The organism is Achromobacter sp. FW305-C-13 (genome assembly GCF_058783475.1).
In genome coordinates this window covers 124,922-142,639 of record NZ_JBYSYN010000003.1, presented here as the reverse complement: position 1 = coordinate 142,639, position 17,718 = coordinate 124,922, and the positions used below count along the sequence as shown (strand labels likewise).

Sequence of the window (17,718 nt, the reverse complement as noted above, 5' to 3'; positions counted from 1 at the left end):
TGAGCCTAATGACCGAACGCCGTTCCATTCTTGCGCTTCCCGACCTGCTCATCAGCCAGATCGCCGCTGGCGAAGTGATCGAGCGGCCCGCCTCCGTGCTCAAGGAAATCCTTGAGAACGCGATCGACGCGGGCGGCCGCGCCATTGAAGTGCGTCTGGAGGGCGGCGGCATCCGCCGGATCGCCGTCACAGACGACGGCGGCGGCATTCCGCCCGAAGAATTGCCGCTGGCCCTGGCGCGTCATGCCACCAGCAAGATCCGGTCGCTGAACGAACTGGAATCCGTGGCGTCGATGGGGTTCCGCGGCGAAGCGCTAGCCTCGATCGCCTCGGTGGCCCAGGTCACCATCATTTCCCGCACCCGCGACGGTGAGCATGCCTGGCAGATCGACGCCGGCAGCATGCAGGTCAGCCCCGCCTCGGGGCCGCCGGGCACCACCGTGGACGTGCGCCAGCTGTTCGACGCGGTTCCGGCGCGGCGCAAGTTCCTGCGCTCTGAGGCCACCGAATTCGGCCACTGCGTCGACGCGATGGAGCGCATCGCGCTGGCGCACCCGCAGATCGCATTCCGCCTGTTCCACCACGACCGCGCGCAACGCCAATGGCTGCCGGCGGAACCGCCGCAGCGCATCCGCGACGTGCTGGGCGCCGAATTCGCCGAGCACGGCCTGCTGTTGTCGCATTCGGTCGGCACCGTCAGCCTGGCCGGCATGATCACCCGCCCGACGGCCGCGCGCGCCCGCGCCGATCGCCAGTACCTGTACGTGAACGGCCGCTACGTGCGCGACCGCACCGTCAGCCATGCGCTGCGCGCCGCCTACGCGGACGTGCTGCATGGCGACCGCCAGCCGGCCTACGTGCTGTTCCTGGACATCGACCCCGCCGCCGTGGACGTGAACGTGCACCCGGCCAAACACGAGGTCCGCTTCCGCGACAGCGGCGCCGTGCACCGCTTCGTGTCGCACGCCGTCGGTCAGACCTTGGCGCAGACGGGCGGCTCGTCGGCCGTCACGCCCACCGCGGAACGCGACGCGGAAGACGGCGGTTTCGAAACCGTTGCGCAGGGCTCCACGCCCGCGCCTTCCCCCACGCCGCAAAACGCCCCCGCCGGCAGCCCGGCACCAATGGCGGACACGCCCCGGGCGGGTTATTCCGGCGGCAATCCGGGCAGCCATTCTGCCGGCCACGCAGGCAGCAGCGCCACCTACGGCCTGCGCCCATCGCCGGCCCCGCAACGCGCCCACACCCAGGTGCCCTTCCGCCTGCATGCTGAACCTGCAGGCATTCCGGCCGCGGACTGGCAGTCGCTGTACCGCCCGCTGTCCGACGGCACGGCCACGACCGTCACGCCAGTGAGCGAGCCCAGCCCCGCCCCCCGCCTGCCTGCCGACGAGGAGCACCCGCTGGGCATGGCGCTGGCGCAATTGCACGGCATCTACATCCTGGCCCAGAACCGCCGCGGCATGGTGCTGGTGGACATGCACGCCGCCCATGAGCGCGTGGTGTACGAACAGCTGAAGCAGGCGCTGGACACCCGCAGCCTGCCGCGCCAGGACCTGCTGGTACCGGTGGTGTTCCACGCCCAGGAAAAGGACGTGGCCACGGTCGAGGAATTCGAAGAGCAACTGGCCGACCTGGGCTTCGAGATGCGCCCGTCGGGTCCCACGTCGATCGCAGTGCGCTCCGTGCCGGCCATCCTGGCGCGCGGCGATATCGAGACGCTGGCCCGCGCCGTGCTGCGCGACCTGGGCGCCGTGGGCGTCTCGCGCCTGTTGACTGAACAGCGTAACGAACTGCTGTCCACCATGGCCTGCCACGGCTCGGTGCGCGCCAACCGCAAGCTGACCATCGAAGAGATGAACGGCCTGCTGCGCCAGATGGAAACGACCGAACGCGCCGACCAGTGCAACCACGGACGCCCGACCTGGGTGCAGTGGTCGGTGTCGGACCTGGACAAGCTCTTTCTGCGCGGGCAATAGGTTTGTCGTCGATCCCCTCTCCCGACACGCTGCCCGTCATCTGCCTGACCGGCCCCACCGCCGCCGGCAAGAGCGCCTCGACGCTGGCCCTGGCCGAACGCTGGCCGATGGAGATCGTCAACGTCGATTCGGCCACGATCTACCGCGGCATGGATATCGGCACGGCCAAGCCCTCACTGGAAGAACAGGCCCGCGTGCCGCAGCACCTGCTGGACATCCTGGACCCGGCGCAGTCGTATTCGGCGGCCGAGTTCCGCGCCGACGCGCTGCGCCTGATCGACGAGATCCGCGCGCGGGGACGCATTCCGTTACTGGCCGGCGGCACGATGATGTACTACAAGGCGCTTCGCGACGGGCTGGACGACCTGCCGCAGGCCGACCCGGCCCTGCGCGCCGCACTGGAAGCCCGCGCAGCCGCGCAGGGCTGGCCCGCGCTGCATGCCGAACTTGCACGGCAGGACCCCGTCACGGCGGCGCGCCTGGCGCCCAACGACAGCCAGCGCATCCAGCGGGCGCTGGAGATATGCCAACTGACCGGGCAGCCCATGTCCGCCCTGCTGCAGCGCGACCAACGCACGCCGGACGACAACGCCAACCAGTACCTGACCATCAGTCTTGAACCTTCCGACCGCAGTGCGCTGCATGCGCGGATCGAGCAGCGCTTTGACGCCATGCTGGCCAACGGCTTGCTGGACGAAGTGCGCGGCCTGCGCGCACGGTCCGATCTGCATCCCGGCCTACCATCCGTGCGCTGCGTGGGGTATCGCCAGCTGTGGGCGCATCTGGACGGCGAGATCGACCTGGACACCGCGCGCGAACAAGGCATCGCCGCCACGCGCCAGTTGGCCAAGCGCCAGATCACCTGGCTGCGCGCCCAGCCCGAACGCGTCATCGTCGACTGCCTGGCGGCGGATGCCGTGCCCCAGACCATCGACGCGGTAGCGATGGCCCTGGCCGGCAAACCCTAACCTTCAGCCATCACAAAGACGAGACCCGAAAAAAAACCTGCCGAAGGCAGGTTTTCTTTTGACTGCGGGCGCTTACACCACGAAGGTCTGCGCCATGCCTTCCGTTTGCTCGACGATCTCGCCGATCTTGTTGACGGTCTCGCCTTGTTCACGCAGGGTCGCGGCGATGGCGTCGGCCTGGGCCGCATCCACCACCAGCACCATACCGATGCCGCAGTTGAACACCCGGTGCATTTCGGTGTCTTCCACGCCGCCCTGCTCTTGCAGCCACTGGAACAGCTTGGGCATTTCCCAGCCGTCGCGGTGCAGCTTGGCCGACAGGCCGGGCTGCAGGATGCGCGGCACGTTGTCCAGCAGGCCGCCGCCGGTGATGTGGGCCAGGCCCTTGATGTCGGTGCCGTGCTTGGCCAGCGCGGCCAGCACTTGCTTGACGTAGATGCGCGTGGGCGCCATCACGACGTCGACCAGCGGCTGGCCGTGGAAGTCGTCGGTGGGCTTGGCGTTGGCGCGTTCCAGGATCTTGCGCACCAGCGAATAACCATTGGAATGCGCGCCGCTGGAGGCCAGGCCCAGCACGACGTCGCCCGGCTTGATGGACTTGCCGTCGATGATCGCGGACTTTTCCACCGCGCCCACCGCAAAACCGGCCAGGTCGTATTCGCCGTCCGGGTACATGCCCGGCATTTCAGCGGTTTCGCCGCCGATCAGCGCGCAGCCCGACAATTCGCAGCCCTTGGCAATGCCGCCCACCACCGACGCCGCCGTGTCCACCGAAAGCTTGCCGCAGGCGAAATAGTCCAGGAAGAACAGGGGCTCGGCGCCCTGGACCAGGATGTCGTTGACGCTCATGGCGACCAGATCGATGCCCACGGTGTCGTGGCGGTTCCACTCGAAGGCCAGGCGCAGCTTGGTGCCCACGCCGTCGGTGCCCGAGACCAGCACGGGCTCGTTGTACTTCTTCGGCACTTCGAACAGCGCGCCAAAGCCGCCGATACCGGCCAGCACCCCGGGGCGCATGGTGCGCGCGGCGAGGGGTTTGATACGGTCGACCAGGGCGTCGCCCGCGTCGATGTCGACACCGGCATCGCGGTAGGTCAAGGGGGCTTTAGGTTGATTCGTCATGAGAAATGCCGTGGGGTATGTAACAATTGCTGGGAATTTGGTGGAACGCCCTGCATTTTACGATGTTGCGGGCCGGAGCAGGGTTCAAGCCAGCCGGGCGCGGCGATTGCGGCGGGAGCCGGCCAGGCGGGCTGGCGGGCAAAAATGGCGCAAACCCAAGCCAGGCAAAGCGCTTGGGCGCGACACCATCCACCCAGGTGGTTTAAAGTGTTGGGTTGGCCGGTATGGATTTTGCCAGTTTCTGGCGGGTTAATCTTGCGCCGGCCCTTTGTATCACCGTTTTTTGGCTTTTCCGGCAACACCGGCATGTCCTCGCGACGCTGCAAGCCTGATCGATAACCTCTCATGAACCGCCAGCTGCTGCTCGACGTTCTTCCCGCGCCAGCGCCATCGCTGAACAACTATATCGCCGGCCCAAACGGGGAAGCGCTGGCAGCCGTGCGCGCGCTCAATCCTGGCCGTGCCCTCTATATCTGGGGCGCGGCGGGCTGCGGCCGCACCCATCTGCTGCGCGCGCTGACTGCGCGCCCGGACGCCGTCTTCGTCGACCCCGCCAATGGCGAGATGATGCTGCGCCGCCTGGCCGAAGCCGATTCCAAGTCGCCCATGCCCAAGTTCGTGGCGGTGGACGATGTGCACCGCATGGACGACAGCCGCCAGGCCGCCCTGTTTGCGCTGTACAACCGCTGGCGTGAATCCGCCGCGACGGGCCGCGCGTTTGCGCTGGCTCTGGCCGGCGACCGCGCGCCGCTGTCGATGCCGCTGCGCGAAGACCTGCGCACCCGCCTGGGCTGGGACCTGGTGTTCCGGCTGGACCCTCTGTCCGACGCCGACAAGCTGGCCGCGCTGTCCGCCCAGGCCGCCGAACGCGGCATGCACCTGGCGCCCGAAATCATCAACTGGATGTTGATCCACCACGAGCGCGACATCCGCAAACTGGCCGCGCTGCTCGACGCGCTGGACCGCTATTCCCTGGCCACCGGCCGCCCCATCACCCTGCCCTTGCTGCGGGCCATGCTCGCAGACCCTGATTCGCAACGCACATGACCTCCCGACGTCTCGCCCTGTTCGACCTGGATCACACCCTGCTGCCGCTGGATAGCGACTATCAATGGGCCGACTATCTGGCACGCACGGGCCGCGCGGGTGACCCCGACATCGCCCGCCGCCAGAACGACGACCTGATGGACCGCTACAACCGCGGCGAACTCACGGCCGAGCAGGCCGCCGAGTTCATGCTCGGCCTGCTGGCGGCGCATTCGCCGTACGACCTGGCGGACTGGCATGAGGAATTCATGCGCGAAGTCATCCGCCCGTCCATCACCACCGACGCGCGCGAACTGGTGCAATCCCACCTGGACGCCGGCGACCTGTGCGCCATCGTCACCGCCACCAACAGCTTCGTCACCGCCCCCATCGCCCGCGCCTTCGGCGTGCCGCACCTGGTGGCCACCGATGCCGAATACCTGCGCGGCCGCTACACCGGCCGCATCCTGGGCACGCCCAGCTTCAAGGAAGGCAAAGTGGTGCGCGTGAACGATTGGCTGTCCAATATGGGCCTGGGGCTTGCGGATTTCTCCGAATCGTTTTTCTATAGCGATTCGGTCAATGATGTACCGCTGCTCGAAAAGGTGACCCGTCCGATCGCCGCCAACCCCAGCCCGACCCTGCGCAATATCGCCCAGGAACGTGGCTGGCAAGTGATCGACTTGTTCGACCACATGGAAGATTCGAAGTCCTAAATGATCACTGAAACCATAAAAAAATTCGTCGGCCGCTTGTTCGCGCCGGCACCCCGGGGGCCGTTGCGCATCGCGCGCGACAAGCACGGCATTGACCGCCGTAACGTTTCGCGCCACGCCATCAAGGTCTGCGAAGTCTTGCGCCAGCATGGCTACGAAGGCTATATCGTCGGCGGCGCCGTGCGCGACCTGATCGTGGGCCTGGAGCCCAAGGACTTCGACGTGGCCACCAACGCCACGCCCGAACAGATCCGCCCGCTGTTTCGCCGCGCCCGCATCATCGGCCGCCGCTTCCAGCTGGTGCACGTGGTGTTCGGCCAGGAAATCATTGAGACCTCGACGTTCCGGGCGCCCGCCTCGGAAGACCAGGAAACCGACGAGCACGGCCGCATCCTGCGCGACAATGTGTTCGGCTCGCAGGAAGAAGACGCCAAGCGCCGTGACTTCACGATGAACGCGCTGTACTACGACCCGCACAACGAGGAAGTCATCGACTACCACAATGGCGTGGCCGACTTGAAGAAGCGCCAGGTCCGCATCATCGGCGACCCGGTCAAGCGCTACCGCGAAGACCCGGTCCGCATGCTGCGTGCCGTACGTTTCGCCGCCAAGCTCAACGGCACGATCGACCCGGCCACGCGCCAGCCGATCAGCACCATGGCCGAGCTCATCGAAAACGTGCCGGCCTCGCGCCTGTTCGACGAAATGCTCAAGCTGTTGACCTGCGGCCACGCGATGGACTGCCTGCGCCAACTGCGCGCCGACGGCCTGCACAACGGCCTGTTGCCGCTGCTGGACGTGGTGCTGGAACAACCCGGCGGCGAACACTTCGTGGAACTGGCGCTGGAACGCACCGACGCCCGCGTGCGCGCCGGCAAGACCATCAGCCCCAGCTTCCTGTTTGCCGCCCTGCTGTGGCAGCAGGTGGACGTGCGCTGGAAGCAGCTGCGCGCCCAGGGCGAGCACACCATTCCCGCCTTGTCGCAAGCCGCTGATTCGGTGCTGGACGAACAGACCGAGAAGCTGGCCATCCAGCGCCGCTTCTCGTCGGACATGCGCGAGATCTGGTTCATGCAGCCGCGTTTTGAGCGCCGCATGGGCAAGACGATCTTCCGCATGATCGAACAGCCGCGTTTCCGCGCCGCCTGCGACTTCCTGCAACTGCGCGCCGCCGCCGGCGAGTTCGACAGCGTGCTGGCGCAATGGTGGATGGACCTGGCCAACGCCGACGACGTCACCCGCGCCGACATGATCGAAGAGGTCTCGCGCCTGCCGCGCGAAGCCGGCGACGCTGGTGGCGGCGGCAGCGGACCGGCGGCTTCGTCGTCCCCGCGCAAGCGCCGCCGTCCGCGCCGCTCATCGCCGCGCGGCCCGGCCAGCGCTGAATAACACCGTGTCGCCCCCCTTGGTCCGCGCCTACATCGGCCTGGGCGCCAATCTGGGCGACAGCGCGGCCACCTTGCGCCGCGTGCTGGCCGAACTGCAGGCCACCGACGGCGTCAGTGCCGTGACGGCGTCGCCGTTCTACCGCAGCGCGCCCGTTGAGGCCACCGGCCCCGACTTCGTGAACGCCGTGGCGGCGCTGGACACACGCCTGCCGCCGCTGGCCTTGCTGGATGCGCTGCAGGCGCTGGAAAACCGCCATGGCCGCCTGCGCCCCTACAAGAACGCCCCGCGCACGCTGGATCTGGACCTGCTGGCGTATGGCGAGACGGAACTGGACCACGAACGGCTGATCCTGCCCCACCCCCGCATGCACCTGCGCGCATTCGTGCTGATGCCGCTGCGCGACCTGGCACCGGAGATTGCCGTGCAGGGCAAGCCGATCAGCGAATGGATCGACGCGATCCATGACCAGCCGATTGAACGGATCGTTGAATAGCTGCCGGGCCTGATGGGTTCCGCGCGTTTGGAGCCGGCGTCTTTGGCCACATGCTTTCGCGCTCCACCCATCCTACGAAGTCTGCCCCGCACCGACCGACGGTCCCGGGCTTGACGGAAGCGGCCGGTAGGATGGGTGGAGCGCGAGAGAGTCCAGCTCAGGAAACGGGCGCCAAGCGCGCGCAACCCATCATCCCACCGACGCCCCAAACACGATCACCCCGCCTTGGCCGTAAATGCCATCATCGCCCGTTCCACGTCTTCCACCTTGGGCAGGCCGGCCTCGTTGCCCAGATGCTGGATCTTGTGGGCTGACGCCGCGCGGGCGAAGGTGAAGTGTTCTACCCACGGCTGGTCAGGACGGTTCAGGTAGGACCAGACATAGGCGCCGTGGAACACGTCGCCCGCCCCCGAGGTATCCACGATGCGGTTGCCGGGCACGTCCAGCGACGGCAGCGTGTCGACGCGGCCGTCCTCGTCGTACCAAAGCATGCCGCGTTCGCCCATCGTCACGGCGCCGATGCGGCAGCCGCGCGCTTTCAGCAAGTCCAGCAAGCCTTCCGGCGTCAGGCCCAGCTGTTCGCACATGCGCTCCGCACAGACGGCGACGTCGATATAGCGTAATAGCTCGTCGGTGTTCTCGCGCACGCCGCCGCCGTCCAGCGACGTCAGCACGCCCGCCTCCCGGCAGGCCCGCGCGTAGTGCAGCGCGGCGTCGGGCTGGTGGCCGTCCAGGTGCAGCGCGCGATAGCCGCTGATGTCCAGGCGGGGGTAATCGTTCAGGTAGTCCGCGTCGCGTGCGCGCACGATGGCGCGCTTGCCGTGGTTGGGCATGATGAAGGACAAGGACGAGCGGCGCACGTGGCGCGCATGCAGCGTCACCCCATGCGCGGCCGCCATGTCCGTGTACATGTGCCCCAGCCAGTCGGGCGCCAGCGAGCAGATCAGGTCAGGCGGAGAACCCAGCCGTGCGCAGGCGAATGCCGCCGTGACGGCGTTGCCGCCAAAGGACACGGCATAGTCCCGCGCCACGCTCTTCTCGTCGCCCGTGGGCCATTCGTCGGCCAGCACGGTGACGTCGATATAGGTGTGTCCGATGAAGAGCGCATCGCTCATGGCGCAGCCTGTGAAAAATGGAAGGGAACCCCGAGGATAGGCGAGATCCGCCCCGGCTAGGCGCCGGCCTGCTCCCCGGCTTGCGCCAGCACCAGGCGTGCGCGCGCGATGACAGGCGCATCGACCATCCTGCCGTCCAGCATGAAGGTGCCCGACGCCGTCTCGCGGTGCGCGGCCACGACGCGCCGCGCCCAGGCAAGTTCTTCCTGCGCCGGCACGAAGGCCGCGTGGATCACCGGCACCTGCGTGGGGTGGATGCACAGCATGCCGCCAAACCCCATCTGCTGGGCGCGGCCCGCCGCAAGCGCCAGCCCCGCCTGGTCCTGCACGCCGGCATGGACGCCGTCCAGCGCCGGCGCCAGCCCGGCCGAACGGGTGTGCAGCAATACCTGCACCCGCGCGTGGTCCAGCACCGTTTCCGCGCCGGGGGTGTCGGGCGTCAGGCCCATGTCCAGCCCGTAGTCCAGGCTGCCGAAGGCCAGCCGCGCCACTCCGGGGGTAGCGGCGACCTCGGCCGCGTTCAACAGGCCGCGGGCCGTTTCGATGATGGGGATGACGGGCAAGCCCGTCTGCGCCACGTGCCGCACCTGCGCCAGGCTTTCGGCCTTGGGCAGGAGGATGCCCGCGACGCCCGGCTGGCCCCGGCAGGCTTTCAGGTCGTCGTCGTGCCAGGACGTGGACGCGTCGTTGATGCGCACCCACAGCCGCGTCTGGCGATGCGTCCCCAGGAAGTCGCACAGGGCTTCGCGAGCGGAGGCCTTAGCCAGATGCTCGACGGCGTCTTCCAGATCGACGATGACGGCGTCGGCGCCGGCGGCCAGCGCTTTGGGGATGCGCTCGGCGCGCGAAGCCGGCACGAACAGGGCGCTACGAACGACGGGATGCGTCACACGACCTCCGAGGCATGGAACTGCGCCACTTGATCCGGCGCGTATCCCAACGATGCTAGCACCGCATCGGTGTTTTGGCCCACGGAGGGCACCGCGGCCATGCGCGGCGCGAAGGCATTGCTGCTGGCCGGCGGCAGCAGCGCCGGCAGCGTGCCGGCCGGGCTGTCCACCTGGCTCCAGCGGGCGCGTGCCTGCAGTTGCGGGTGCGCCCAGACGCCGGCCATGTCGTTCACACGGGCGTTGGCGATCTGCGCGTCTTCCAGCCGCTGGGTGACCTGCGCGATGGACAGGTCGGCAAAGGCCGCCACGATCAGGTCGCGCAAGGCGTCGCGGTTGGCGGTGCGCTGCGAATTCGACAGGAAGCGCGGGTCTTCGGCCAGGTCTGCCTGGCGTAGTACCTGGGCGCAGAACACGCGCCATTCGCGCTCGTTCTGCAGGCCCAGCATGATGGTGGACCCGTCACCCACCGGGAACGGCCCGTAGGGGTAGATCGACGCGTGGGCGGCACCGGCGCGCACGGGTGGCGCGGCGCCTTCGAACGCGTAATACATGGGAAAGCCCATCCATTCGACCATGCTTTCCAGCATGGACACGTCCAGGCGGCTGCCCAGGCCGGTCCGCTGGCGCAGCAGCAAGGCGTTCAGAATGGCCGAATAGGCGTACATGCCCGCCGCGATGTCGGCGATCGAACACCCGGCCTTGACCGGATCGTCCTTGGTGCCCGTGACCGACAGAAAGCCGCTTTCGCTTTGGATCAACAGGTCGTAGGCTTTCTTGTCCTGATAAGGACCGCCTTCGCCATAGCCCGAGATGTCGCACACGATCAGGCGCGGGTACTTCTTGTGCAGGGCATCGAACGACAGCCCCAGCCGCGCCGCGGCGCCAGGCGCCAGGTTCTGCACCAGCACGTCGGCCGATTCCAGCAGGCGGTCCATGATGCCGCCCGCTTCGTCGCGCTTCAGGTCCAGCGTCAGGCTTTCCTTGGAGCGGTTGGTCCAGACGAAATGCGAGGACAGGCCACGCACGCGCTCGTCGTAGCCGCGGGCGAAATCGCCGCTGCCGGGGCGTTCGATCTTGATGACGCGCGCCCCCATGTCGGCCAGTTGGCGGGTGCAGAACGGTGCGGCGATGGCGTGTTCAAGGCTGACGACGGTAATGCCGTCCAAGGGGCGGGTTGCCTGCGTGCTCATTCGGTAAACCTCAGTTCAGCTTGGTGGGCCAGCGTGCCGTCCTGCTCGGCCCAAAGCTGGGCCACGCCCGGCTCGGTCAAGCGGCCGGCCACCTGGAAGGGCGCGGGCGAAATCAGCGGACGCAGGCCGCGGTACGACAGATGGGTCAGGCGCGCCTTGGGATGGGCACGGGTAAAGGCGGCCACCATCTCGGTGGCAATCAGCGGACCGTGCACCACCAGGCCGGGATAGCCCTCGGTGCCGGTCACGTAGGGATGGTCATAATGGATGCGATGGCCATTGAAGGTCACCGCCGAATAGCGGAACAGCAGCACGGAAGTCGGATTGACCGTATCGCGCCATTGCGCCTGGGGCGCGGGTTCGCTGCCCGCAAGCTTGGGCGGCGACGGCTGCCGGTAGACGATGTCCTGCTCTTCCAGGATGACGATCTCGCCCGCCTGGTGGTATTCGTGGCGCACGGTCACGAACAGCAGCGCCCCGGTGCGGCCCGTCTTTTCCTTAACGTCGGCCACCGTGGATACGCGTTCTGCGGGCACGCCCACCTTCAGCGGCTGGCGGAATTCCACCCGACCGCCCGCCCACATGCGGTTGCGGTCCTGGGCCGGCGGCAGGAAACCGCCGCGCGAGGGATGGCCATCCGTCCCCAATCCGTCCATACCCACCGTGCTGATGAAGAACGCCCATTGCCACAGGGGCGGCAGGGCCTCGCCCTGGGCCGGCGCGGCGCCGCCCAGGGTGGCTGCGATGCGCGCCGCGTGGCCGGGATCCATCGCGTCCGCCTTGCGTTCGCCGCTGCCGATCCAGCCTGCCGGATCTGTAGAAGTCATGCCGATATCCTTTGGTGGGGTTTTTTCAAGCTGAAGCATGCCCGCAAGCCGTCCCCGTTGTGAATTCGTTTTTCCTCAAGGCGGGGTTTGCGGCGCCTGAATCGACCGCCCATGCCCAGCCCCGGCGCCGCGCGCCGTAATATATGCCCCATGCACTTCGACCTTGCCGACCTACGCCTGTTCATCCACATCGCGGAATCCCCCAGCCTGACCCAGGCGGCCAAACGGGCGCACTTGTCCCTGGCCGCCGTCAGCGTGCGGATCAAAGCGCTGGAAAACCAGTTGAACACCCGATTGCTGTACCGCGACAGCCGCGGCGTGGAAATCACGCCCGCCGGCCAGAAGCTGCTGCAGCACGCCCGCGTCATCATGCGGCAGGTGGACCACCTGAAGCACGACTTCCAGGAGCAATCCGACGGCGACGCGGGCCACATTCGCATCTTCGCCAACACCACGGCCGTCACCGAATTCATGCCGGACATCCTGGCGCAGTTCCTCTCGGGCCACCCGGGCGTCACGGTCGACCTGCAAGAACGCCTGACGCGCGACATCGTGCGCGGCGTGCTGGACGGCACGACCGACCTGGGCATCGTGGCGGGCCCCGTGGACGCGCCCGAATTGCAGACGATCCACTTCAGCACCGACCGGCTGGTACTGGTGGTGCCCAACGGGCATCCGCTGCAGGACCAGGAAAAGGTCAAGCTGGTGGACGCCGTGCGCTATCCGTTCATCACCATGCACGAAGGTTCCACGCTGGTTGCCTTCCTGCGTGACCAGCTGGAGCGCGTCGGCCAGCGCCTGCCGCAACGCATCCAGCTCTACAGCTTCGATTCGATCTGCCGCATGGTGCAGGCCGGCGTCGGCATCGGCGTCATCCCCGATTCCGCGGCCCGTCGCTACGGCGCCGACACCAAGCTGCGCGTGGTGGAGCTGGACGAACCGTGGGTGGTGCGGGAGCGCAAGCTCCTGGTGCGCGACATCGACGCCCTGCCCGGCTGCGCCCGCGAGCTCATCGAACAGATCCAGGTGCCGCGGGCGCCTTGATGCCCGCAGCCTGCGCCGCCAGCCGCCTCAGGTGCCGGTGAACGCCGGCGGACGCTTTTCCGCGAATGCCCGCATGCCTTCCAGGTAATCGTCGGTGTAGCCAAGCTCGCGCTGAAACCGGCATTCCAGGTCGAACTGCTGCGCCAGCGTGTTGCCGCTGGACGCATGCAGCGCCGCCTTGGTCGCCGCATAGGCCCGCGTGGGCCCGGCCGCCAAGGTCGCCGTGACGTCCGCCAGCGTGGCCGCCAGCGCATCGTCGGGCACCACGCGCCAGATCAAGCCCCACGATTCCGCCTGCCGGGCGCTGACCGCTTCGCCGAACAGCGCCGCCCCCATGGCGCGGGCCGACCCCACCAGCCGCGGCAAGAACCAGGTGCCGCCCGCATCGGGCAGCAGGCCGATCTTGCTGAAGGCCTGGATGAAGCGCGAGGACTCCACGGCGAACACCACGTCGCACGCCAGCACCAGGCTGGCCCCGGCACCGGCCGCCACGCCGTTCATCACGCAAACCACCGGCACGGGCAAGGCGCGCAGGCGAGTAATCAACGGCCGGTAGCACTTCTCAAGAATCTGGCTCAGGTCGCGGCGCGAGCCGTCGTCAGAAGGCTTGCGTTCGCTTAAGTCCTGGCCGGCGCAAAAGCCCCGGCCGGCCCCCGTGATCACCAGCCCGCGCAAGCCCGGATCGGCCTCCATGGCGTCCAGCGCGCGCGCCAGTTCGGCGTGCATGACTTCGGTGAAGCTGTTCAGCCGGTCGGGGCGGTTAAGCGTGATGACGCCCACGCCCTGATCCAACGTGAAGCGGATCTGGGTGTACTCGCCGCCTTCGGCCGTGTGTGACGTTGCCGCGCTCATGCCAGCTCCTCCAGCACGGCCAGTTGCTCGGCGGTGTCGCCCAGCAGTTGGTCCACCACCGTCAAGCGCTTGAAATAGTCGCCCACGTCCAGTTCGTCCGTCATGCCCATGCCGCCATGCAACTGCACGGCCATCTGCGCCACCAGGCGACCCGCGCGCGCGGCTTCCAGCTTGGCCGACGCGATCATGCGGCGGCGCTGCGCGGCATCCGGTTCGGTCAAGGCCGCGACCGCCACATAGGCCATCGAAAGGGCCAGCTCCTTGGCCACCAACATCTCGGCCAGCCGGTGCTGCAAGGCCTGAAACGACGCCAGCGGCTGCCCGAATTGCTTGCGCGTCTTCAGGTAGTCCACCGTGATCTCCAGCAAACGGTCCATGGCGCCCGCCGCATGCGCGCACAGCGCCGCCGTGCCCCACTGCAAGGCCTGCGCCAGTGCGTCGTCCGCCGCCGGCCCCTCGGCCAGCAAGGCGTCGGCAGGCAGGCCCACCGCGTCGAAATCCAGCCGGGCGCAGCGCGCCCCGTCCAGCGTCGGCGTATCGGTGACGCGCACGCCCGCCGAGTCGGCCGGCACCGCCAGCAGCAGGGTCTGCCCGTCAGCGCCCAGCGCGCTGACCAGCCATGCCGAGGCCGCGGCGCCGTGCCACACCAGATGCTTGACGCCGTCCAGGCGCCAGCCTTCTGCCGTCTTGGCCGCGCGGCAGCCCTGCGGGTTCGTGTCGTAGCGGCGGCCGGGTTCCTGGTAGGCCACGCTGACGATGGCCTCGCCCGATGCGATGGCGGGCAGCCAGCGGCCGCGCACGGCGTCGCCGCAGGCGTCCAGCAGCGCCGCACCCATGACGGCGCTGGGAATGACCGGTTCGGACACCAGCCCGCGGCCCAGTTCCACATGCACCGGCAGCAGGCTGGCAGGCACTTCGCCAAAGCCGCCGAAGTCCTGCGAGATGGTCAGGCCCAGCACGCCCAGTTCGGCCAGCGCGCCCCAGGCCTTGGGGTCCAGCTTGCCGTCCGCCTGACGGGCGCGGCGCTGGGAATACGTCCATGCCTGGTCGACCAGGCGGCGCAGGCTGTCGGCCAGCATGCGCTGTTCTTCGGTGTAGATGAAATCCATGCGTGTCTTCCTGTCGGATTGCGCGTGGGCGGGCCTACAGGCCCAGCACCAGGCGGGCGATGATGCCCTTCTGCACTTCGGTCGTGCCGCCGTAGATCGAGGTCTTGCGCATATCGGCGTAGCCCGCGCCTGCGGCCGCCGCCATCTCGGGGCCCGGACCGTGGAAATCGCCGCCGGCCTGCAGCCAGTCGGGGTCATACGGCCACGCGTCCGGCCCGGCCACTTCCATTTGCAGCATGGCCAGATCCTGCTGGATCTCGGAGCCCCGGATCTTCAGCACCGAGGCCTCGGGGCCCGGCGTGCCGTCGTTGCTGGACGCCACGCGCAGGAGCAGCATTTCCAGCGCCATGATGTCGACTTCGATCCGCGAAATACGGTCGCGGATGCGGCTGTCGGCCAGCAGCGGCTTGCCGTGCGACTGCGCGCGCGCGGCCATCTGCTTCAAGATGCCCAGTTCGCGATGGCAATGGCCCAGTCCGGCAATGCCGGTGCGCTCGTGGCCCAGCAGGTACTTGGCGTAGGTCCAGCCCTGGTTCTCTTCGCCCACCAGGTTGGACACCGGTACGCGCACGTCCTCCAGCCAGACCTCGTTCACGTCGTGGCCGCCGTCCAGCGTGCGGATGGGGCGCACCGTCACGCCCGGGGCGCGCATGTCCAGCAGCAGCATCGAAATGCCGCGCTGCGCGCGCGCGTCGGGGTGGGTGCGCACCAGGCAGAACATCCAGTCGGCATACTGCGCCAGCGTGGTCCAGGTCTTCTGGCCATTGACGATGTATTCGTCGCCGTCACGCACCGCGCGGGTCTTGAGCGAGGCAAGGTCGGAGCCGGATCCCGGCTCCGAATAGCCCTGGCACCACCAGTCCGCCACGCGCAGCATGCGCGGCAAGAGGCGCGCCTGTTGTTCGGCGCTGCCGTACTTCATGAGTACGGGCCCGATCATGGAGAGGCCGAAGGGCAGCAGGCGCGGCGCGCCCGCCTTGAAGCACTCCACTTCGAAGATCAGGCGTTGCAACGCGTTCCAGCCCGTGCCGCCGTGCTCCACAGGCCAGTTGGGCGCGCCCCAGCCGTGGTCGGCCAGGATGTTGTGCCAGCGCACGTAGTCCTCGCGTTCCAGCCGTTGATGCCGCAACACCTTGTCGCGGATGTCGTCCGGCAGCTTGGCGGCGGCGAATGCGCGCACCTCGTCGCGGAATTGGCGCTCTTCTCGCGTCCAGGTCAGGTTCATGGTCTACCTCCTTTGCCCGGTATCTAGCCACGGCCCCGAGAGGCCGGCAATCTGCCTCTTCCGAAGACCGGCTTCGCGCAGGATGTAGGGCGCCCCCCACTACAGGTCCGCAAAAGGCCTGCTTCAGCAATGAAGAATGGCCGAACCCGGCGGCAGTACCGACACTAGCAGCCGTCATCCACTGGAATCCCATCGCACCATGACTGTTCCCGATCACCAGGAAGGCGTGTCGCAGGGCGTCGAGGCGCAGTACCGCCAGGCGCTCGACCAGGGCCGCTTTCTTATCCAGCATTGCGCCGGCTGCGACCGCGCGGTGTTCTATCCCCGAATGATCTGCCCGCACTGCGGGGCGGACAAGCTGGCATGGGCCGAACCCGACGGCCGCGGCACCATCTATTCCACCACCGTGGTGCGGCGCAAGCCCGAGGCGGGCGGCGACTACAACGTGGCGCTGGTCGACCTGCAGGAAGGCGTCCGGCTGATGAGCCGCGTGCAGGGCATCGCCCCCGCCGACGTGCACATCGGCATGGCGGTGCGCGCCCAGGTGGCGCAGCAGGACGGCCACGGCCTCGTGGTCTTCGTACCCAACAAGGAGGCGCCATGACGCTGAAAGATCTGCGCGGCGCCGTCGCCGTGGCGGGGGTGGGCCACGCCGGCCTGGGACAGGCCGCGGGCTACACCGAAATGGAAATCCTGGTGCAGGCGGCGCAGCGCGCCGTGGCCGACGCCGGCTTGACGATGCGCGACATCGACGGCATCTGCACGGCCAGCGTCGCCGCGCCGATGTGGGCCATGCCGGTGATCGAACACCTGGGCATTCGCCCGACCTTCATCGACAGCACCATGCTGGGCGGCTCCAGCTTCGTGGCGCATCTGATGCCCGCCCTGCATGCGCTGGCTTCCGGCCAGTGCAACGCGGTGCTGGTCTGCTACGGCAGCACGCAACGCACCTCCACGCTGAGCCGGGCCGAAATCGGCCGGGTCCGCAAGCAGTTCGATCCCCAGCCCTACGAAACGCCCTACGATCCGCTCAGCCCCTTGTCGTCGTACGCGCTGGCCGCCGCGCGCCACATGCACCAGTACGGCACGCGCCGCGAACATCTGGCGCAAGTGGCCCTGGCAGCCAACCAGTGGGCGCAGCTGAATCCAGAGGCGCAACTGCGCGAGCCCGCCACGCTGGACCAGATCCTGTCGGCCCGCATGGTGTCGGACCCGTTGAGCGTGCGCGATTGCTGCCTGGTCACGGACGGCGCCGGCGCCTACGTGCTGGTGCGCGCCGACCGTGCGCGCGACCTGCCGCACCCGCCCGTCTACGTACTGGGCAACGCCACCGCGGTCTGGAACCGGCAGATCTCGTCCATGGAGGACCTGACCGTGACGGCCGCGGCCGAATCGGGCAAGCGCGCCTTCGACATGGCGGGCGTGTCGCAGAAAGACATCGACGTGGTCGAACTGTACGACGCCTTCACCATCAATACCCTGCTCTTCCTGGAAGACCTGGGCTTCTGCGCCAAGGGCGAAAGCAAGGACTTCATCGCGGACGGCGCCATCGCGCCGGGCGGCAGACTGCCGGTAAACACCAACGGCGGCGGCCTGTGCTGCGTGCATCCCGGCATGTACGGCGTGTTCATCATGATCGAAGCCGTCCGGCAGCTGCGCGGCGAAGGCGGCGCACGCCAGGTCGCCGATGCGCAACTGGCGCTGGTGCATGGCAACGGCGGCACGCTGTCCAGCCAATCCACCGCAATCCTGGGCACCCAGGCCACCCTTTGA

Annotated in this window: 17 protein-coding genes; 9 read left to right on the top strand and 8 right to left on the bottom strand. The window is 68.1% G+C overall.

All coding sequences use genetic code 11. From position 1 onward, the window contains the following. The first annotated feature begins 8 nt into the window (after positions 1–8). Together mutL and miaA are read left to right on the top strand one after the other, a co-directional pair. The gene (mutL, locus tag AC3WMU_RS19605; RefSeq protein ID WP_492282850.1) at positions 9–1,979 is read left to right on the top strand and encodes a DNA mismatch repair endonuclease MutL; all 1,971 of its coding nucleotides are present in this window, start codon (positions 9–11) and stop codon (positions 1,977–1,979) included. A gap of 2 nt (positions 1,980–1,981) precedes the next feature. After that, positions 1,982–2,947: a tRNA (adenosine(37)-N6)-dimethylallyltransferase MiaA gene (gene miaA, locus AC3WMU_RS19600; protein WP_492282849.1), complete on the top strand. Its 966-nt coding sequence runs from the start codon at positions 1,982–1,984 to the stop codon at positions 2,945–2,947. A gap of 72 nt (positions 2,948–3,019) precedes the next feature. Here the strand turns inward: miaA and purM are convergent, their stop codons facing one another. Continuing rightward, complete coding sequence (gene purM / locus AC3WMU_RS19595; RefSeq protein ID WP_088587701.1) at positions 3,020–4,069, bottom strand: phosphoribosylformylglycinamidine cyclo-ligase; 1,050 nt, start codon at positions 4,067–4,069, stop codon at positions 3,020–3,022. Positions 4,070–4,414: 345 nt separating this feature from the next. Between purM and hda the strand changes: the two genes are divergently transcribed. From hda to AC3WMU_RS19575, 4 genes are read left to right on the top strand one after another with little or no spacing between them, the layout of a single operon-like run. Next, positions 4,415–5,116 (top strand): DnaA regulatory inactivator Hda, encoded by a 702-nt coding sequence (gene hda / locus AC3WMU_RS19590; protein ID WP_088587700.1) that lies wholly within the window; start codon positions 4,415–4,417, stop codon positions 5,114–5,116. Then, on the top strand, positions 5,113–5,811 hold the full coding sequence (locus AC3WMU_RS19585) for an HAD family hydrolase (protein WP_006226366.1): 699 nt from the start codon (positions 5,113–5,115) through the stop codon (positions 5,809–5,811). Before hda ends, AC3WMU_RS19585 begins: the two co-directional genes overlap by 4 nt. Continuing rightward, entirely contained in the window at positions 5,812–7,200 is a 1,389-nt protein-coding gene (gene pcnB / locus AC3WMU_RS19580; protein ID WP_006226365.1) for a polynucleotide adenylyltransferase PcnB, read from the top strand. 4 nt (positions 7,201–7,204) lie between these two features. Further along, positions 7,205–7,693: a 2-amino-4-hydroxy-6-hydroxymethyldihydropteridine diphosphokinase gene (locus AC3WMU_RS19575; protein ID WP_454676187.1), complete on the top strand. Its 489-nt coding sequence runs from the start codon at positions 7,205–7,207 to the stop codon at positions 7,691–7,693. A 215-nt stretch (positions 7,694–7,908) separates the two neighbouring features. Here the strand turns inward: AC3WMU_RS19575 and AC3WMU_RS19570 are convergent, their stop codons facing one another. From AC3WMU_RS19570 to AC3WMU_RS19555, 4 genes are read right to left on the bottom strand one after another with little or no spacing between them, the layout of a single operon-like run. Next, complete coding sequence (locus tag AC3WMU_RS19570; RefSeq protein WP_427956955.1) at positions 7,909–8,808, bottom strand: sugar kinase; 900 nt, start codon at positions 8,806–8,808, stop codon at positions 7,909–7,911. Positions 8,809–8,864: 56 nt separating this feature from the next. Continuing rightward, entirely contained in the window at positions 8,865–9,698 is an 834-nt protein-coding gene (locus tag AC3WMU_RS19565) for an HpcH/HpaI aldolase/citrate lyase family protein (protein WP_006226361.1), read from the bottom strand. Further along, positions 9,695–10,888 carry a CaiB/BaiF CoA transferase family protein gene (locus AC3WMU_RS19560; protein WP_035213773.1) on the bottom strand — a complete coding sequence of 398 codons (1,194 nt, stop codon included), beginning with the start codon at positions 10,886–10,888 and terminating at the stop codon, positions 9,695–9,697. Before AC3WMU_RS19560 ends, AC3WMU_RS19565 begins: the two co-directional genes overlap by 4 nt. Then, positions 10,885–11,715 (bottom strand): HTD2 family dehydratase, encoded by an 831-nt coding sequence (locus AC3WMU_RS19555; protein ID WP_006226359.1) that lies wholly within the window; start codon positions 11,713–11,715, stop codon positions 10,885–10,887. The genes AC3WMU_RS19560 and AC3WMU_RS19555 overlap by 4 nt, the downstream gene beginning before the upstream one ends. 150 nt (positions 11,716–11,865) lie before the next feature. On the opposite strand from AC3WMU_RS19555, the gene AC3WMU_RS19550 reads away from it, so the two are divergent. Then, positions 11,866–12,759: a LysR family transcriptional regulator gene (locus tag AC3WMU_RS19550; protein WP_006226357.1), complete on the top strand. Its 894-nt coding sequence runs from the start codon at positions 11,866–11,868 to the stop codon at positions 12,757–12,759. A gap of 27 nt (positions 12,760–12,786) precedes the next feature. On the opposite strand, the gene paaG is transcribed toward AC3WMU_RS19550, so the two are convergent. From paaG to AC3WMU_RS19535, 3 genes are read right to left on the bottom strand one after another with little or no spacing between them, the layout of a single operon-like run. Then, on the bottom strand, positions 12,787–13,611 hold the full coding sequence (gene paaG, locus AC3WMU_RS19545) for a 2-(1,2-epoxy-1,2-dihydrophenyl)acetyl-CoA isomerase PaaG (protein WP_280028963.1): 825 nt from the start codon (positions 13,609–13,611) through the stop codon (positions 12,787–12,789). After that, entirely contained in the window at positions 13,608–14,720 is a 1,113-nt protein-coding gene (locus tag AC3WMU_RS19540; RefSeq protein ID WP_280028964.1) for an acyl-CoA dehydrogenase family protein, read from the bottom strand. The genes paaG and AC3WMU_RS19540 overlap by 4 nt, the downstream gene beginning before the upstream one ends. A gap of 34 nt (positions 14,721–14,754) precedes the next feature. Beyond that, complete coding sequence (locus AC3WMU_RS19535) at positions 14,755–15,945, bottom strand: acyl-CoA dehydrogenase family protein (RefSeq protein ID WP_492282848.1); 1,191 nt, start codon at positions 15,943–15,945, stop codon at positions 14,755–14,757. A 199-nt stretch (positions 15,946–16,144) separates the two neighbouring features. On the opposite strand from AC3WMU_RS19535, the gene AC3WMU_RS19530 reads away from it, so the two are divergent. Together AC3WMU_RS19530 and AC3WMU_RS19525 are read left to right on the top strand one after the other, a co-directional pair. Beyond that, complete coding sequence (locus tag AC3WMU_RS19530) at positions 16,145–16,549, top strand: Zn-ribbon domain-containing OB-fold protein (RefSeq protein ID WP_280028966.1); 405 nt, start codon at positions 16,145–16,147, stop codon at positions 16,547–16,549. Continuing rightward, the gene (locus AC3WMU_RS19525; protein WP_454676183.1) at positions 16,546–17,718 is read left to right on the top strand and encodes a thiolase family protein; all 1,173 of its coding nucleotides are present in this window, start codon (positions 16,546–16,548) and stop codon (positions 17,716–17,718) included. Before AC3WMU_RS19530 ends, AC3WMU_RS19525 begins: the two co-directional genes overlap by 4 nt.

Coding starts and splice junctions, on each gene's coding strand:
- mutL (WP_492282850.1), top strand. CDS start 9: ATGACCGAACGCCGTTCCATTCTTGCGCTTCCCGACCTGCTCATCAGC.
- purM (WP_088587701.1), bottom strand. CDS start 4,069: ATGACGAATCAACCTAAAGCCCCCTTGACCTACCGCGATGCCGGTGTC.
- hda (WP_088587700.1), top strand. CDS start 4,415: ATGAACCGCCAGCTGCTGCTCGACGTTCTTCCCGCGCCAGCGCCATCG.
- AC3WMU_RS19585 (WP_006226366.1), top strand. CDS start 5,113: ATGACCTCCCGACGTCTCGCCCTGTTCGACCTGGATCACACCCTGCTG.
- pcnB (WP_006226365.1), top strand. CDS start 5,812: ATGATCACTGAAACCATAAAAAAATTCGTCGGCCGCTTGTTCGCGCCG.
- AC3WMU_RS19570 (WP_427956955.1), bottom strand. CDS start 8,808: ATGAGCGATGCGCTCTTCATCGGACACACCTATATCGACGTCACCGTG.
- AC3WMU_RS19560 (WP_035213773.1), bottom strand. CDS start 10,888: ATGAGCACGCAGGCAACCCGCCCCTTGGACGGCATTACCGTCGTCAGC.
- AC3WMU_RS19555 (WP_006226359.1), bottom strand. CDS start 11,715: ATGACTTCTACAGATCCGGCAGGCTGGATCGGCAGCGGCGAACGCAAG.
- AC3WMU_RS19550 (WP_006226357.1), top strand. CDS start 11,866: ATGCACTTCGACCTTGCCGACCTACGCCTGTTCATCCACATCGCGGAA.
- paaG (WP_280028963.1), bottom strand. CDS start 13,611: ATGAGCGCGGCAACGTCACACACGGCCGAAGGCGGCGAGTACACCCAG.
- AC3WMU_RS19540 (WP_280028964.1), bottom strand. CDS start 14,720: ATGGATTTCATCTACACCGAAGAACAGCGCATGCTGGCCGACAGCCTG.
- AC3WMU_RS19535 (WP_492282848.1), bottom strand. CDS start 15,945: ATGAACCTGACCTGGACGCGAGAAGAGCGCCAATTCCGCGACGAGGTG.
- AC3WMU_RS19530 (WP_280028966.1), top strand. CDS start 16,145: ATGACTGTTCCCGATCACCAGGAAGGCGTGTCGCAGGGCGTCGAGGCG.
- AC3WMU_RS19525 (WP_454676183.1), top strand. CDS start 16,546: ATGACGCTGAAAGATCTGCGCGGCGCCGTCGCCGTGGCGGGGGTGGGC.